The organism is Candidatus Zixiibacteriota bacterium (assembly GCA_029860345.1).
In the GTDB taxonomy this organism is placed as follows: domain Bacteria; phylum Zixibacteria; class MSB-5A5; order GN15; family FEB-12; genus JAJRTA01.
Window position 1 is genome coordinate 27,017 of the sequence record JAOUBJ010000003.1, and the last position, 16,433, is coordinate 43,449.

The 16,433-nt window shown below is 54.4% G+C and carries 14 protein-coding genes and 1 tRNA gene; 4 read left to right on the forward strand and 11 right to left on the reverse strand.

The features are described from left to right. Positions 1-58: 58 nt before the first annotated feature. Positions 59-131: transfer RNA gene (locus tag OEV49_03805), tRNA-Lys, on the reverse strand. Between the two features lie 749 nt (positions 132-880). Next, positions 881-3,220 (reverse strand): M28 family peptidase, encoded by a 2,340-nt coding sequence (locus tag OEV49_03810; GenBank protein ID MDH3890185.1) that lies wholly within the window; start codon positions 3,218-3,220, stop codon positions 881-883. 361 nt (positions 3,221-3,581) lie between these two features. On the opposite strand from OEV49_03810, the gene OEV49_03815 reads away from it, so the two are divergent. Beyond that, positions 3,582-5,297: a lectin like domain-containing protein gene (locus OEV49_03815; GenBank protein ID MDH3890186.1), complete on the forward strand. Its 1,716-nt coding sequence runs from the start codon at positions 3,582-3,584 to the stop codon at positions 5,295-5,297. A 307-nt stretch (positions 5,298-5,604) separates the two neighbouring features. Here the strand turns inward: OEV49_03815 and OEV49_03820 are convergent, their stop codons facing one another. The 3 genes from OEV49_03820 to OEV49_03830 all read right to left on the reverse strand — a co-directional run bounded on the left by OEV49_03820 (position 5,605) and on the right by OEV49_03830 (position 8,782). After that, positions 5,605-6,672 (reverse strand): hypothetical protein, encoded by a 1,068-nt coding sequence (locus OEV49_03820; GenBank protein MDH3890187.1) that lies wholly within the window; start codon positions 6,670-6,672, stop codon positions 5,605-5,607. A 161-nt stretch (positions 6,673-6,833) separates the two neighbouring features. After that, positions 6,834-8,048 carry an ABC transporter permease subunit gene (locus OEV49_03825; GenBank protein ID MDH3890188.1) on the reverse strand — a complete coding sequence of 405 codons (1,215 nt, stop codon included), beginning with the start codon at positions 8,046-8,048 and terminating at the stop codon, positions 6,834-6,836. Positions 8,049-8,050: 2 nt separating this feature from the next. Beyond that, on the reverse strand, positions 8,051-8,782 hold the full coding sequence (locus OEV49_03830; protein MDH3890189.1) for an ATP-binding cassette domain-containing protein: 732 nt from the start codon (positions 8,780-8,782) through the stop codon (positions 8,051-8,053). Between the two features lie 228 nt (positions 8,783-9,010). Between OEV49_03830 and OEV49_03835 the strand changes: the two genes are divergently transcribed. From OEV49_03835 to OEV49_03845, 3 genes are read left to right on the forward strand one after another with little or no spacing between them, the layout of a single operon-like run. Beyond that, a complete protein-coding gene (locus tag OEV49_03835) occupies positions 9,011-9,361 on the forward strand; it encodes a n-acetylglutamate synthase (protein ID MDH3890190.1) in 351 nt (116 codons plus the stop codon). Then, entirely contained in the window at positions 9,358-10,110 is a 753-nt protein-coding gene (locus tag OEV49_03840; GenBank protein MDH3890191.1) for a hypothetical protein, read from the forward strand. The genes OEV49_03835 and OEV49_03840 overlap by 4 nt, the downstream gene beginning before the upstream one ends. 11 nt (positions 10,111-10,121) lie before the next feature. Continuing rightward, entirely contained in the window at positions 10,122-11,831 is a 1,710-nt protein-coding gene (locus OEV49_03845) for a YgiQ family radical SAM protein (protein ID MDH3890192.1), read from the forward strand. Between the two features lie 210 nt (positions 11,832-12,041). On the opposite strand, the gene lptC is transcribed toward OEV49_03845, so the two are convergent. The 6 genes from lptC to OEV49_03875 all read right to left on the reverse strand — a co-directional run bounded on the left by lptC (position 12,042) and on the right by OEV49_03875 (position 16,293). After that, positions 12,042-12,605: an LPS export ABC transporter periplasmic protein LptC gene (gene lptC / locus OEV49_03850; protein ID MDH3890193.1), complete on the reverse strand. Its 564-nt coding sequence runs from the start codon at positions 12,603-12,605 to the stop codon at positions 12,042-12,044. A 52-nt stretch (positions 12,606-12,657) separates the two neighbouring features. Next, entirely contained in the window at positions 12,658-13,566 is a 909-nt protein-coding gene (locus OEV49_03855) for a lysophospholipid acyltransferase family protein (GenBank protein ID MDH3890194.1), read from the reverse strand. Positions 13,567-13,568: 2 nt separating this feature from the next. Next, a complete protein-coding gene (locus OEV49_03860; protein ID MDH3890195.1) occupies positions 13,569-14,534 on the reverse strand; it encodes a KpsF/GutQ family sugar-phosphate isomerase in 966 nt (321 codons plus the stop codon). After that, the gene (locus tag OEV49_03865) at positions 14,531-15,061 is read right to left on the reverse strand and encodes an HAD hydrolase family protein (GenBank protein MDH3890196.1); all 531 of its coding nucleotides are present in this window, start codon (positions 15,059-15,061) and stop codon (positions 14,531-14,533) included. Before OEV49_03865 ends, OEV49_03860 begins: the two co-directional genes overlap by 4 nt. Before the next feature lie 7 nt (positions 15,062-15,068). Next, positions 15,069-15,866 carry a 3-deoxy-8-phosphooctulonate synthase gene (kdsA, locus tag OEV49_03870; protein ID MDH3890197.1) on the reverse strand — a complete coding sequence of 266 codons (798 nt, stop codon included), beginning with the start codon at positions 15,864-15,866 and terminating at the stop codon, positions 15,069-15,071. 229 nt (positions 15,867-16,095) lie between these two features. Next, positions 16,096-16,293: a zinc ribbon domain-containing protein gene (locus OEV49_03875; GenBank protein MDH3890198.1), complete on the reverse strand. Its 198-nt coding sequence runs from the start codon at positions 16,291-16,293 to the stop codon at positions 16,096-16,098. Positions 16,294-16,433: the final 140 nt, after the last annotated feature.

Consider the following 16,433-nt stretch of genomic DNA (forward strand, 5'->3'; position numbering starts at 1 on the left):
GGCGTAAGTTATATTGCTGGATAATTGCTTCCGCCCCCTCAGATATCCATAAAAAAAATACGCCGCCAGGGATTCGAACCCCGGACCCGCTGATTAAGAGTCAGCTGCTCTACCAACTGAGCTAGCGGCGCACAACAGATAAATCTGTCTTATTGACAGACGTAAATTCCAGATCACATCAAAGAACCGGCGACCTAGGGCAAAAAGCCCTCAAACCGCGTCCAAATATAACCGGACCAGCCCACGGCGCAAGTGTTTTTGCGCGGGTGGCGAGCCACCCATAAATGGGTTACTTGCGCTTCGCGTACAACCTCTTGGTGAGCGGAGTCGAACCATGAACATCGTTGGGTGGCACCCTCAAACCCGGTTTGGGGGTGACTCTTGTTTTCTCCGTCCCAAACGAGGTTTGAGACGGCCACCCGACGCTCAGGGTGATAAACAAGCCCGTTTTTTGCGCTAGGCGCCTCACTTCCCCGCGTGGCGAAGCCACAAGCACACGGCTTGTCCGTGTCATGGTGAGCGGAGTCGAACCATGAACGTCGTTGGGTGGCACCCTCAAACCCGGTTTGGGGGTGACTCTTGTCTTCTCCGTCCCAAACAAGGTTTGAGACGGCCACCCGACGCTCAGGGTGAGGTGGGTGGGTGCTCAGTCAAGTTGGGCGGAACCCTCCAAGGGGCTCCGCCGTGGTGTATCAAGGGGCAGACGAGGACGGCCACAGGTGGCTTCTACCTGCCGCCCACATGCACGCCTACGTCGAAACCTGCCTTCGGCATCCCTTCGGGCCAGGGGTTTCGACCTACATGATAGTCTGTCCATGTGTGTCAAGGGGCAGACGAGGACGGCCACAGGTGGCTTCTACTTGCCGCCCTCATGTTCGGTTCAAAAGCAAACCGGCGCGGGGCCGTCGTTGAACATGAAATCCACCAACGTCACCAAATCTGCAATCGTAATCTGATCATCGCCGTCAAAATCAGCCGATTCCGGATACTGCGGCGCCGGTCCAGAGTTAAACATATAGTCGACCAGGTAGACCAAATCGGCGATGTTCGGTCCCGCCCCGTCGGCATCGATGTCGGCACAGAGATATAATAATTCGCAGTCGTAGCGGGTCACATTAAAACCATCCACGCCGGCCTCGACGATAGACTGCGGGTCTGCATCGTTGGCCGTGAAACGAACGACCATGTTGGACGTCAGTGAGACACCCAGGCCGGCCAAGTCGAGTTCATCAATGTTGACATGATGCCATGTCGATCCGCCGTCAATGTCATGTCGCGTAACCTCGGTCCAGGTGGACCCGCCGCCATCGGAAGAAATCTCCACGAGAAGACGGTCGACAAAGCCGCCTTCGTTGGTGAGTTTCAGATAGTAATCATATTCAAAGAAGCCACCTTGCGAGAGGTCAAAGACAGGCGAACTGAGACTAACCGAACCGTCGTCGACATCGGTGTTGCCCATTTGGTTCTGAGTAAGATAGCACTGCCCGCTGCCGTCGCCGTCGGTGGCCGGATCGTAGGACCAGTCCGGATCATTGACGGGAGTACCGCGCTGCCACTGCCCGCTGGAAGCGCCTTGTACAGCCGCCGTCCAACCCTGATCCGTCTCGAAATTGTCAGCGACGATTACGACCACATCGGTGGCTACCGTGGCGCGGTATGGATTGGACGGACTGGGATCGTACTGAGTACCCATCTCGGCTTCTTCGGCACTGAAATAGTACTTCACGCGACTGTCGCATGGTGCCGCCGGAAGCGTGGCTTCATAGAGATTCGGCGACGTCTCGGTCATGGCCGACGACGCCCAGCCATGATCATCGACATCGTAATACAGCATGCCACTACCGGCCACCGGGGTTCCACCGTACTTGCCGGTCAGAGCAACTTCAACCGTCGTTGTCTGCATGGGCGGCAAGGTACTTGGGAGCCCCGAAGGATAGCTGAACAACACCGAAGGCATGGGTCCCTCGGTGGCGTTGACATAGTAGACCACGGCCACCGCACTCTTGACCATTTTTGTCATGTACACGAAATCCATATAGGTAGTGCTGTCCTGATAGGTGTGATACACCGGCGAAAAGTTGTACTCCATTATGAACGTAGAAGTCCAGTCGTACTGAGTAAACGGCCAGTGGTCTGACTGAGATATATTGCCCGACAAAATCCCCGTGAGACCCAGGAGTGAGTCGGCCAATTGGTTGTAAAGGACTGAGTAGTTAGTTTCGCTTCCATGGTGTACGGTAACATTTGTGGCGTTGTTTATTGCACCTATCATGTCCATGTTGAACATGTAGACGATCGTGTCGCCGCGGGCTGAGGCTTCGTCGGCATAATGCCAGGAACCATAGAGGCCGTATTCTTCTGCGTCAAAGGTGACGAAAATGAAGGTCATGTCGGTTTCGATACCTGAGAGAACGCGCGCCAGTTCGATCACACCCGAGGTGCCGGAGCCGTTGTCGTCGGCGCCCGGCGAACCGGTGACGGCATCGTGGTGGGCACCGACAACGATATGATGATGTGGAAAGCGTGTGCCCACTTTGGTGGCCACGACATTGTAACATTGCGTCGTGCCGTTGATGGGCGCCGAAAAAGTGTCAAGCATCACCGAGTCATAGCCGAACGCAGTGAACTTGCCGGCAATCCAATCGCGGGCGGCGCGGTTGCTGCTACTGCCGGCCACCCGGCCGTTGAAGGCCTGCAGAGTGCTGTCATGAGCGTAGAGCGAGTCCTGTATTACCAACCCGATCAATGAGTCGAGGTCGATTTCGAGAGTCGGCGCTCTTTTGATTGCGTCGTCCAACGACGGCTGGTGGAAAGTGATCTGCAGATGTTCATTACGAACAGGGCTGAGGCCTGGCTGCCCCTCACTCTCAAGCAATTGCACAAGGTTGACCCGGTAGAGACGCATGCGACCATCCTCGTATAACAGGGGATACCGGTCGACGTTGTAACTGTCAAGTCGGTTGTCCAGGGCCAGGTCATCCTTGGTGACCGAAGTAGCCAATAATAGCAGCGGCAAATCTGATGCTCTCAGAAGCTCCTGGGAATCACCATCGGCGATTACCAGGAAGCCGTCGTTGAGGCGCGCAATCGGTTCCGCGCCGGTGGCCGCCAACTGTTCGGCGTCACTTTCTGAATTCAGTTGTACTTTGTAAAGATCGCCGGCCAGACCGGTTGTGGCCATGACCAGCAGGGCGCTCAATAACAGTGTTAACCTAATCATCCTCAAGTCGTCTCCTCTCCGACATCGTAGTGGATAGTGGTCCGCCAGCGGTGGGCTGATAAAGCGGGCCGGAATGTGAATAGTCTCTTCGGATCATGTCAAGCGGTACTTCGTATGACAATCTGGCTTCACTTTTCGGACAAGCCTGGTATTGTCGCAGCCTGGGGCAAGTAGTTCCGGCTGCGCAGATTGCACTCTCACCCCAATATAGTGAGGATACTCAAAAGGTCTACTGAAAAAATGGAGCAATCGGTTCGTAGGACACAACATCGGCCTAAAGAATCGCTGTTTCATGTCGAAACATAGAGAAATGGCGACAACCGACAGCAATGTCGACTCCTGAAATAAAAAGAGGCAGAAAATGACAAGCAAAATGGTAACTGTTGTAACGTCTTTCATACTGGTCCTGGCAGTACTGGTCGCGCCCACTTTTGTGAATGCCCAGTCCGAGGCTCCCCAACTGGCTCCGCTGAGGCCGGTGAGCGACTCCGAGATGCCGCCGCGACGGGGGTTCATACCTTCGCGCAACGACCTCAGACACCTGGACAGCTACGGTGACGCAGCCAAGAGCACAGCCACCCTGCCGGCCAGATTCGATTGGCGTACCACCGGTAAGGTGACATCGATCAAGAACCAGGGAGCCTGCGGTGCTTGTTATTCGTTTGCAACCGTCGCCGACATTGAGTCCAAGATGCTGATCGCGGGGGAGGGCAGTTTTGACTTCTCCGAGAATAATGTGAAAGAGTGCAATGTCCAAAACACAGCTTGCAACGGCGGCAACTATGAGATCGTAGCCAATTTCCTTTCGCAGAACGGTACCGTGCTTGAGTCTTGCGACGCTTACACACCGAACAATGTCCCCTGCAATTCCGGCTGCACCACCCAAAAGACGCTGACCGGTTGGCGAATCATAGCCGCCGATGCGGTTCCCTCGACAGCGACGCTGCAAGACCACATATATAACAACGGCCCGGTCTATACAGCCCTGTACACAGGCGATGGCAATGATCCGGCCTTCCAAACCGAGTTCAACAACTACGACGGCGGATACGCGATGTACTATACCGGCACCTGGACAATCAATCATGCTGTTTTGATTGTGGGCTGGGATGACGACCATCCGCACTCCGGTGGTACCGGCGCCTGGATTTGCAAAAACAGTTGGGGCACCTCCTGGGGAGGCACCTGCGACTATGGTGCCGAGGCCGGGTACTTCTATATGGCCTATGGATCGGCTTCTATCGGTAAGTATTCCTCTTACATGTCTGACTATATGGACTACGACGCCAGCGTTTCGCTTTTGGCCTACGACGACAACGGCTGGACGTCGCAGTGGGGATACAGTTCGCCTACCGGATGGGGGCTGTGCGTGTTTCCGATCGCAACTCAGCAGTTCATCACGCATGTTGAGTTTTGGACGAGCGATATCACCCTCGATGTCGATGTATATATTTACGACAGTTTCAACGGCAGTAGTTTGTCAACTCTGCTGGCCAGCGAACTGGACAACAATTATGCCCAGGCAGGGTATCACTCGGTGGCGTTGAGTTCGCCGCCACAGATTTCGGCCGGGGACGATATAGTCGCTGTGGTGAAGTTCGAGAATGCCAGCTACATCTATCCTATCGTCGCCGACGCCAACGGATCGAGTGAAACCGGTGCCACCTATATCAGCGGCAATGGCGGCTCCGGCACCTGGACCGACCTGGGCGCCTATGCTGCCGATGATGTCGGTATTCGTGTGCGCACCAGCCCGACTCTGGCCCTTGATGCCGACGATGATCCGACGGCGACACCCTATCGTTGGAGTCTGTCGCACAATTATCCGAACCCGTTCAATCCTTCGACCAACATTCACTACTCGTTGGCCAGCCGTTCGCATGTAACGATTACGATCTACAATGTGCTGGGACAGGAAGTGAATGTTCTTGTCGATGAGGTCAAGTCCGCGGGCGAATATGACGCTTCGTGGGACGGTAGTGATTTCGGAGGGCGTGGCGTGGCCAGCGGTATCTATTTCTATCGCATGGTGGCCGACGACCACACTGAGACAGCCAAGATGGTGTTGTTGCGGTAAGTGGCAAGCCACCCATAAATGGGCGCGTTGCGCGAATAACACACCCCTGAATCCCCTCTCAAGAGGGGACTTTCAAAACCCTTTCACGTGCGCGGTGTATGTCCTGATGCGCCGCGTTTTCTTGTTCGGTAAATCTGTTCATGCTTCGACTCCGCTCAGCATGACACGGTCAAGCCGTGTTTTTCGCACTTCGCGCCCTGTAACCCCAACTCAAGCACACAATCTCAGTGTGAGTAACAACGACCGCACCCTGAGCGCAGTCGAAGGGTGAATTTGATGTCAGGAAACGTAATCGGATATCGCTGTGTTACGTTGGAACGATACTGCGTGCTTTCTCGAGCGTGGATTCAGGAATTGCGGAGTGATAGGATTTTACATTTGATAGCGCGAGCACTATTCTTGCTGTTGATATCAGAGTGTTTCTGAGTTGCTGAATTCGAGCATCAAACATATCAGTTCGGGTAACGTCCAAGTCGTCGATGATATTCGCCAAGCGGTCGAGCCACTGTCTCTCCCTCTCGTCGCCGGCTTGGTACATCCACTCAAACACGCCGAAGCCGATAATGTCAAACCTGCGTTCGGCGCCGGACACTTCCTGAATCATGAGATCACCGATGGCAGATTGCCAGTCGCGATAAAGCCAAGCCTGGCGAATGGCAATGCAGCGGACGGCGCGCTCACGAGTTTCACGAATCACTCCATCGCTTGGCGGTTGGCTACCGGCAAGCTGTGCCAACTTCTTGGCTGCCATATTACAAAGGCTTAGCTGCTCCGTCTCGCTCATTTCGCTGGCGTTCTCGACCTTCAGGTTAGCATAACTGGTCTTGATCTCAAGTTCGATTTCGGTACCAACGCCTTGCAGTTGCGCGTCGTCCATGGGTAGTTCTATGCGCCACAGTTTGGCCAGTTCGGTCATCCTCTCAGTTTCCACATGTGGTCCATCGGCCAGTGCGCTCTCAAAAGAATTGAGGGCATCATCCAAATCGGGAAGCCGCCGTCTCCCCACCAATCTCAGGAAAGCGCGCTCTCGTCTGAAGGCGCGCATCCAACCAAGAAGACAGGCCAAACGGTACAGAGAACTCACTTGCTTGTAACTGCCATACGTTGAAAGTACATGCTGACCCTTCAGGAACACACCCCGACCCTCAGTATTAAAGACTTCGTCAAGGCGCCACAGCAGGTTCGTAGCCGCCATGGCGAGTGGATCAGCATAAGTCCTGAAAACACTGACGGTGGAGCTTCGGGATTGACGGTTTGCCAGCCAGACCTGGACAAGGTTGTTGATTAGGACGCCGATTAGCGTGATAGCCGCACCGACCAACACTAACAGCAAAGGGTCCTGCAATTCGGTCAACTGCTCCATCTCGTCTTTCACCTGTAGGATTCAAACATAGTCAAAATGCGACTGTGAGGAGATCACTGATAGCTCACACCTGACTGACATACTTCTTACACCAAACATAGTGGACTATAGGCAAGAACGTCAAGCCCTAATCAGACATTGTGGTTACGAGCGTGCGGTCTATAACGGCCGTGTCACATCCTAAAAATCACCGACTCGCGCTCGAACCATTTCTTGCAGAAAACCAAACTCAAGGCCGCAAGGACCGAGTTCGAGACCAGCGCCACGATCACATAGTTCCACATGATCGTCCCGGAGATAGCCTCTTTCATTATCATACTGACATTGACCACCGGGATCATCGATAGTGTGTAGTTGAGGTCGAATCCGGGCAGAATAGACACGAAGGCCGGCATTATGATGAGTAAGTTCAACACGGTGACATAACTCTGCGCCTCTTTGAACGATCGGGCGAAAATCGACAGCGATAACAGCATCCCGGCGAAAATCCCGACCAGAGGCAGAATCACCAGAAGAACCAGTAGGACTGTCTTAGGCTCCATTTCCAACGATAACATGGTACCAAGCTGCGCCACCAGTTGATCCACCATGTAGGTCATGGAAAACATCAGACTGCCCAGCGACATAAGGGCGGCAATGACGCCGGTGCAGACAATCACCAGATATTTCCCGACCACGAACTCGCCGCGTGTGGCCGGTGATACAAGAAGTGTCTCCAGGGTGCCTCGTTCTTTCTCGCCGGCAGCCAGATCGATAGCCGGATACATGGCGCCCATGAAACACATGATGATAATCAGATACGGCAGCATGGCGCCGAGCCGTTCGCCGACCAGTTTCTGCATGGGGGCGACGTCATCGAGCTCGATCTCAAACGGCTTGAGAATCTCGGCGTTGATCTCTCGCTGGGCCAGACGACTCAGGACCAGCTTCTCCTGGTACTCTTCAAGCAACCGGGTCAGCCTGTCTTCCGCCTTTTCCGATCTTATCTCAGCCTGGTCGTACTTGATTTCGATACGCGTCTTCGATTCCCGGGTGAGCGCAATTCCGAAACTGTCCGGTACCAGCAGCAAGGCGTCGAAAGACCCCATGGTCAACGCCTCGGTCAGGCTGGTGTCACTCCAGGTCGATGGATCCATCAACTCGAGTGCGCCGTCGGAGGAAAGAATAGATTCCAAGTCGGCAGGTAACTGATCACGACCCATAATCACGATCCGAGATGACTCCTGCTCCACTTTGCTGATCTGGCTGATCATCAGTTTCGACATACCCATCATGAGCAGGGGAATCGCCACCAGCGGAACCAGCAACATGAACATGAGGGTACGACGGTCGCGCAGAGTGTCGATGATTTCTTTTTTGAATATGGTAACAACGTTGGCTGTCTGCATCGTCATTCCCCCACAATCTTTATGAAAGCGCTTTCGAGATTGTCGGTGTCGGTCTGCGCGAGCATTTCGTCGACGGTACCTTCTGAGTACATCTTCCCCTTGTGGATAATGCCGATCTTGTCGCACAACCTCATGGCCTCGCTCATTATGTGGGTCGAGAAGATGACCGTCTTGCCTTCGTTGCGGCACTGCTTGATAAACTCGACAATCGTGCGCGAGCTGATTACGTCGAGTCCGGTGGTCGGTTCATCGAAGATCATAGCCGGGGGGTCATGGATCACGGAGCGGGCAATAGACACTTTTTGTTTCATGCCGGTGGACAGTTTCTCGCAACGACCGTCGGCAAAAGCGTGCATGTCGAGCATGGTGAAAATCTTTTCCATACGCTCTTTGATGCGCGCGGGGGCCATACCGTACAGGCGTCCAAAGTAGGTGACCATTTCCTTGGGTGACAGCCGACTGTACAACCCGGTGTTGCCGGATAGAAAGCCTATCTGCGAACGCACCTGTTGCGGGTCCTTTGAAACATCGACTCCGTTTATCACGGCGCTGCCCGAATCCGGTCTGAGGGCTGTAGACAAAAGGCGTAAAGTAGTCGTTTTGCCGGCGCCGTTTGGTCCCAGCAAACCGTATACTTCCGCCGGCTTGCATCGGAAGGAAACAGAATCGACCGCCCGGACCTGACCCCGTTTACGGTCTTTGAAAATCTTGGTAAGATTGGCAGCTTCTATCATTATATCTCCTGACTTTCGATGGGAATTAACCATTCCGTTCGACCAACTGCAACATTTTACATTTGAAAACGGCGGGCGGGGAATTGGTATAACGGCTTGAAGACGAGCAATGAAGGAGCATCACCGGGAGCGCGCTCGGCTTGACAATACCCTGCAAAGACCTATCTTGCCTGCGTTGACTAATACCGAGGGCGTGATGGATCGTGAACAAATCGCAGAGTATCGAGCATGACAGATATCTCCTACGACGGTAAATGGTTTGTCGGTGTCGTCAATTATGACGATGGTGACCTGACTAAGGATGTCACGTTTCACTATCGCCAGACCGGGAACACTGTTTGGGGAACTTTTCAGGGTGGTCGTGTGCGTTTTGGGACGCTCCTTGCCGACGTGTTGCAGAACAACCAGCTTAAAATGATCTGGCAGTACCTGAATGTCGATGGGCAGTTTGTATCGGGAGAGTGTCTGTCAACGCCTGAACTCTTGCCGGATGGACGATTGCGACTTGCCGAGACCTGGAGCACGGTTGACGGACCCACCGGCACTTCTGTAATCGAGGAAAAACCGGCCCAGCTATGAGAACAGAGCAACGCTACAATGTAAGCACCGTTGAAGAGTCTCCCGATCTCAGGGGGCAAGACGTACAAATGGCCCAGGTTGCCTGGCCGGAGTTCATGCTGCACGATCCGGTGGCTCGATATTTCGACGAGTTGTACAACGACCTCCCGCAGTTTCAATTTGCATTCAAAGACAAGGAGTCCGGTGAGCTGCTTTGCATAGGCAACAGCGTTCCCTTGGCCTGGACCAAAGACCCGCAGGAACTCCCCGATGAGGGCTGGGACTGGGCTCTTGAGAAAGGGATCAAAGATCATCAGGCCGGAGTTCAACCGACCGTCCTCTGTGCCATCCAGATAATGCTGCCGCCGGAACATCGTGGTAAGGGTATCAGCCACGAAGCAGTTATCGAGATGAAGAAGATAGGTCGCGCCCACGGGCTGACCACGCTGATAGCTCCGGTGCGGCCATCATCGAAAAGCCTCTATCCACTGACCGAGATTGAACGATATATTCGATGGACAACCGATGAAGGTCTACCCTTCGATCCCTGGCTGCGAGTGCATGCACGTCAGGGCGGAAGAATTGTCAAAGTCTGCCCACGGGCGATGCGTATCACCGGAACCGTTGCCGAGTGGCAGTCATGGACAAAGATGCGTTTTCCGGAGAGTGGCCATTATGTCGTACCGGGAGCGCTGGCACCGGTTGAGATAGACTGCGATGCCGACACAGGTGTCTACGTCGAGCCGAACGTCTGGACAGTACACGATTAGCTTAGCACAACATGAGCAAACCGACCAGCCACTTCCTTCCCACCACCAAAGCCGAACTGAAGGCGCGCAAATGGTCGCAGCTCGATGTTATCCTGGTGACCGGCGACAGCTATATTGATAGTCCGTTTATCGGCGTGGCGGTGATTGGGCGCATGTTGGCCGATGCCGGTTACAAAGTGGGCATTATCGCACAACCGGACATCGCGACGGGCTCGGACATGAAACGTCTTGGTGAACCCTTGCTTTTCTGGGGCGTTACCGGCGGCTCGGTTGATTCGATGGTGGCCAATTACACCGCGACCGGTCGCAAACGACGGCGGGATGATTTCACGCCGGGGGGCGTTAACAACCGTCGTCCGGATCGGGCCGTGATCGTGTACAGTAACCTGATCCGCAAGTATTTCAAGAACACGCGACCGATTGTCCTTGGTGGCGTTGAGGCATCGTTGAGACGTGTGGCTCATTACGACTTCCATGTCGACAAAGTCCGTCGTTCGGTTCTTTTTGACGCCAAGGCGGATTACCTGCTCTACGGCATGGCCGATTTCAGCGTGGTGCAGTTGGCCGACAGGATCACAAAAAATGAACCGGTGGCCGGCTTGAAGGGATTGTGTTATATCGCCAACGAAGTCCCGACGGACGCGGATGAGTTGCCTTCATTTGAGTCAGTCAGTGATGACAAACAACAGTTCACTCAAATGTTCCACACCTTCTATCGTAACAACGACCATCTGACCGGACGAATGCTGGCCCAGAAACAAGACACCCGATACCTGATCCAAAATCCGCCGGCGCCGCCGTTGAGTCAGCAACAGTTGGATCGTGTGCATGAGTTGGACTTTCAGAAAGACCAGCATCCCCGCTATGAAGAGTTCGGTAAGGTCAATGCGCTGGAGACGATTCGGTTTTCGCTCCTGAGTCATCGCGGTTGCTACGGGGAATGTAATTTCTGCGGCATAACCGTCCATCAGGGTTGGACAGTCACCTGGCGGTCGGCTGACTCGCTGGTACGGGAAGCGAAGCGGCTGACCAAACGTCACGACTTCAAGGGAACCATCTCGGATGTCGGTGGCCCGACCGCCAACATGTACGGCTTCGAATGCCAAAAGAAACTAAGCAAAGGGATGTGCGCCAATAAACGATGTGTCTATCCGGATGTCTGCCGAGCCATGCCGGTCAACCATGGCCCACAGGTCGATCTTTTGCAGAGGTTACGACAGATAACAGGTGTCAAGCGGGTGGTGGTGGCTTCGGGCATCCGGCATGATATGGTGCTGGCCGACCGGCGGGAGGGTCGTCGCTACTTGCACGAGGTGGTCAGGCATCATGTTTCCGGACAGATGAAACTTGCGCCGGAACACTCCGAGAACACAGTGCTCAACCTGATGGGGAAGCCGGACCGACAATCACTGATCGAGTTTCGTAAGCTGTTTTTCGAAGCTACCGAGCAAGCCGGTAAGAACCAGTTTCTGACCTACTATCTGATTGCCGCCCACCCGGGCTGTTCCGATGCGCACATGGCCGAACTCAAGTCATTCGTGGGCAAAGTACTGAAACTGAACCCGGAGCAGGTCCAGGTGTTCACACCGCTGCCCTCTACATATTCGGCCCTGATGTACTACACGGAGAAGGATCCGTTCACAGGCAAATCGCTACGGGTGATAAAAGATGTCGCCGGTAAGCTTCGTCAGAAGAGAATGCTGGAGAAAGCCCGTCGATAAGGGTCTGTTGAAATAGTCCAATTCCACGTCATTGCGAGCGACTCCGCAGCAGGCGGAGGAGCGCGGCAATCTCATGCCTCGATTCCGCTCGGCATGGCAGGTTACCATCGAGATGAGATTGCCGCGGCACGCAAGGCGGGCCTCGCAATGACGCCAAACGAGGGTTTGTATAAAAGCCCATAAGACTGCGGCTCGGCGTTTTCGGGACTATTACTCGTTGAAGTTGCCGATGTTTGACAGGTCACCGTGGACCTTATCGACTTTCTTGATATGATACCAATTGAGGTTGCCGTCGGCCTCCAAACCCCATCCGGTCACCCAGTCGTCGCCCCTTTTGATATCGACATAGTCTTCAGTTTCCATGCGGTCGGTTTCTGAATCCCAGTGTAGATAGTTGGTCTTGAGTCTTGTCTGACGGTGATTCACCAAGACAACTTTGCTGAACAGATCGAGCTTGCCTGTTTTTTCACGCACGATAGCTGAGTCGGCAATCACCCAACCGGCCGGCTTGCCCAGCGAGTCGTAGGTGGTCACGTGCACACCATAGGACATTGACGAGTCAATTGCATCGAACTCGACTATCCGTTCCGAGAGAATCTCAGTGGTAACTCGACCGCCGTCGTACAGCATAATCCGAGTTCCACTCAGTTCTGAATTCGGCACGTTACTCGAGTCGGTCGAACTGTTCTGTCCCGATCGTGATGAATCCTGACTGGAGCATCCCAGGAAGACGGCCAGGCAGATTGCCAAACATATTACAATAATCTGTCGCATAGCACTTCTTATACGTTTATCGGCCGGTAAGTTCGGAAAATGCAGCCAATTGTCAAGTCTTCTCGGACGGTTGAGTAAGCCACCGGTTTTTGAGCCATATCCACTGATCCCGGTATTGATCGATTATCGGCTCCAGGGCGCGGTTGCAAGCGGCCGTGACAGTGATGACATCACGATCAAAGTCACCGCTTGGCGCGACCGGGATCTCCGGTTTGACGACTATTTTATACCGATTGTTTTCGGTGCGAACACAAGCCACCGGCACAAACGCCGCACCTGTTTTCAGCCCGACGATAGTCTGCCCCACCGGCGTCAGGGCGGGCCGACCAAAGAATGGGACAAACTCGCTGCGAACACGAATGGAATCAACATCCATGAGAACTCCGAGCACGCCGCCATCTCTGAGCCATTTTAGAATACCGCGCGGTGAGTCGGTGGTGGCAAAAATAGTGACACCGTTGGCGCGCCGCCTGGCCTCGAGTAGTTCGTCCAGTTTGGGATCGTACATCTCTCGCCCGATGGCCGATGCCTTGTATCCGATCTGTGCAAAGTAGATGGCCAGCAGTTCAAAGTGCCCGATATGCCCGGTAACTCCGATGACCCCATGGCCGCGTTTATAGGCTCGATCAAAATGATCGAGACCTTCAACATCAATCAACGGCGCGATCTCGGTGTGGTAATGCTTGGGACACCTTAACAGATCGACCAGGTTCTTGCCAGATTTGACAAAGAAACCCCGTCCGATACTCCTGCATTCCGAATCGGTCAAGCGGTCGTCGTAGACCATTTTGAGATGTCTCGATATCCGGTGCCGATCTCTGGGCAAAAGACGCCATACGATCAATCCGGTCATGGCGCCAAAAAAAACCGCTAGTCGGCGCGGCAGATAGTTGACGACCAGACTGAGGGCGCGCACGAAGTATAGTGTGGCGCCCCGTTTGAGCCGTTTGCCCAGACGCATGGTCAAACCAGTTTGGATTTCAGGATGTCGTGCAGGTGTATGACGCCGACCAGTCGACCGGATGCATCCACCGTTGCCAACTGGGTGATGGAGTGTTTTTCGATCAAGGCCAGGGCGCGGTCCAGCAGGGCATCTTCTGCTATCGTCTTGGGGTTGGTCAACATCACGTCGGCTGCCTTGAGTTTGAAAAAGTTGTCACTCTTTTCCGCCACGCGGCGCAGGTCACCATCGGTAAAGACCCCTCCCGGCCCTCCTTGTTCGTTCAGCATCAGAACACAACCGAGACGCTTGGAAGTCATCTCAAGGATCATCTCCTGCATGGTAGCCTCAGGCGCAACCAACGGCAGCGCGCTTCCGGTGTGGTGTAGTTCCGAGACTCGCACCAACAATCGGCGTCCGATGGACCCACCCGGATGCAAGTCGGCGAAATCATCGGGACCGAACTTGCGGGCTTTCAACAGCGCCACTGCCAAAGCGTCGCCCATGACCAGGGCGGCTGTCGACGATGAGGTCGGGACAAGGTTGTTGGGGCAGGCTTCTCGTTCCACGGCGCAATCCAGAACAATGTCGGCGCGTTCGGCCAGTTCCGATTTCATGGTACCGCCAAGGTAGATCAATGAAACGCCCAACCTTCGCGCCGCCGCCAGCAGCGTCGCCGTCTCCCCCAATCGACCGGACTTTGAAATGACCAATAGGATATCATCGGCCCGCATCAGACCCAAATCTCCGTGCAGCGCCTCGGCCGGGTGCAAGAAAAACGAAGATATACCGGTTGAGTTGAAAGTGGCCGCGATTTTTTTGCCGATCAGACCGGATTTACCCATCCCGGCCACGATTACCCGACCCTTGCACTCAAGGATAGCCTGCACCGCTTTCTCGAAATTCGCATCGAGTCGCTCGGCCAGATCATGCACAGCCGCTGCTTCGATCCGAATAACTTCCTGCGCGTATTTTCTCAGGTCGTTCATGGAAGCAAATCCAGCGGGTTTTGGTTGGTGGCTTCGAAATAGCCTTCTATCACTTCGCGCACGGCACCCATGCCGCCGTTTTTGACCGTAACATAATCGACCACCTCGATCAACTCTTTGGCCGAATCGGCCACGGCGATTGACAGTCCGGCTTTCTTAGCCAATCCGATATCCAGAATCTCGTTGCCGACGAAGGCGATGTCCGAAAAATCCAGTCCCATCTCAGAAAGCAGCGGCTCAATATGAATCACCTTGTTTTTCTTCCCCTGGAGAACATGCTTGACCCCGAGGTCTTTCATACGCGTGTCGGTGGCGGCCGAATAGCGCCCCGAAATAATAGCCAGTTCAAGCCCGGCCCGCATCGAAAGGGCCATGTAGAACCCATCGGATATATTGAAGCGTTTCAATTCGAATCCATCGGTTCCGAAATACAAACTGTCATCGGTCAGCACACCGTCAACATCAAGGGCCAGCAGTTTGACACTCTTCCATCGCTGGACAAACTGTTCGCGGGTCAGATGAGCCATGTAATCCTCATTTTGCACTCCGTTTGATTTGCATCACCTGATTCAGAAGGGACGACATCTGTTCAAGGGGCAACATAACCCCGGCATCTGAAAGCGCCTCGGACGGGTCGGGATGGGTCTCGATGAAAAGTCCGTCGATGCCTACCGCGGTGGCCGCTTTGGCCATAGGAATTACGAACTCCGGTCGTCCGCTTGATACTCCGTCACCCCCACTGGGCAGTTGCAACGAGTGGGTAGCATCGAACACGACCGGCAGGCCACTCTCTTTCATTATCAGCAGACTGCGGAAATCGACCACCAGATTGTGATACCCGAAAGTGGTTCCACGTTCGGTCAACATGACCTTGGATGTACCAACCTTGGCTGCAGCGTGGTTCATATCTGCAGGCGCCAGGAACTGACCCTTTTTGATATTAACCCATTTGCCGCTGGCCCCGGCCGCCTTGATCAACTGTGTCTGACGACACAGAAAGGCGGGGATCTGCAAAACATCGGCCACCTGTGCCACCGCCGCTACCTCGGGTGTTTCGTGTACATCGGTTAACACCGGGAGACCGGTTTCCAGGCGCACCTTCTCCAGAATGCGTAAGCCTTCGTCCAAGCCCGGGCCGGTAGGTGAATCTACCGAGGTTCGATTGGCTTTTGTAAACGAGCTTTTGAAAATGTACGGCAGATCATGCGACGCGGCCAGCTTGGCCATGGTGTCAGCCACTTGCAGGACAAGTGATTCTGATTCTATGACACAGGGTCCGGCGATGAGGAAAAAATCACCCCGCTCGACTCTCGACAGAACATTCTCAGTCATGCCGGGCAATATAAATAGTGCCGACCGAAACGCCAGCGATTTGTGAGGGGGTAAGTCGGGGGCTGATTTTGTGGTGCAGGTTTGGCTTCAAAACCGGCGGCAGAAGCGGGTTCGATGACGGACCCGGCCAACCTTGCTACAGAAGATGGATTCCCGCCTAAGGTTATGCGACAAGTGGGCCATTTATGGCTGATTTATCAGGCCTGCGACCGCAGGGTCAGGTGGCGCCTCAAGTGCCGCCGCGTGGGCACTCCGAAGGTACACAGCCGGACGGACGAGACGAAGAAACAGATACGGCCGCAACAGAAAAGAGTCGCTCCGCCGACGTAGACCGACACTTGGGGCAGGGAACAATCACAGCGTCCGAACCAACCAGTTCTTCGAATTCTTCACCGCAACTGTTGCACTTGTACTCGTAAATCGGCACTACTTCTCTCCACCACCCTCCGATATCGACAGGACCGCACCGGTCACCGCGCCCAATCCGCTGGTAATCAACGGATCGCACATCAAAGGTCAGGTCGAACCAAACTGAGTATACAGCATCATGGCGCCAAAACCAAGCAA

Coding starts and splice junctions, on each gene's coding strand:
- OEV49_03810 (MDH3890185.1), bottom strand. CDS start 3,220: ATGATTAGGTTAACACTGTTATTGAGCGCCCTGCTGGTCATGGCCACA.
- OEV49_03860 (MDH3890195.1), bottom strand. CDS start 14,534: ATGAACGACCTGAGAAAATACGCGCAGGAAGTTATTCGGATCGAAGCA.
- OEV49_03855 (MDH3890194.1), bottom strand. CDS start 13,566: ATGCGTCTGGGCAAACGGCTCAAACGGGGCGCCACACTATACTTCGTG.
- OEV49_03845 (MDH3890192.1), top strand. CDS start 10,122: ATGAGCAAACCGACCAGCCACTTCCTTCCCACCACCAAAGCCGAACTG.
- OEV49_03815 (MDH3890186.1), top strand. CDS start 3,582: ATGACAAGCAAAATGGTAACTGTTGTAACGTCTTTCATACTGGTCCTG.
- OEV49_03840 (MDH3890191.1), top strand. CDS start 9,358: ATGAGAACAGAGCAACGCTACAATGTAAGCACCGTTGAAGAGTCTCCC.
- OEV49_03830 (MDH3890189.1), bottom strand. CDS start 8,782: ATGATAGAAGCTGCCAATCTTACCAAGATTTTCAAAGACCGTAAACGG.
- lptC (MDH3890193.1), bottom strand. CDS start 12,605: ATGCGACAGATTATTGTAATATGTTTGGCAATCTGCCTGGCCGTCTTC.
- OEV49_03865 (MDH3890196.1), bottom strand. CDS start 15,061: ATGGCTCATCTGACCCGCGAACAGTTTGTCCAGCGATGGAAGAGTGTC.
- OEV49_03825 (MDH3890188.1), bottom strand. CDS start 8,048: ATGCAGACAGCCAACGTTGTTACCATATTCAAAAAAGAAATCATCGAC.
- kdsA (MDH3890197.1), bottom strand. CDS start 15,866: ATGACTGAGAATGTTCTGTCGAGAGTCGAGCGGGGTGATTTTTTCCTC.
- OEV49_03835 (MDH3890190.1), top strand. CDS start 9,011: ATGACAGATATCTCCTACGACGGTAAATGGTTTGTCGGTGTCGTCAAT.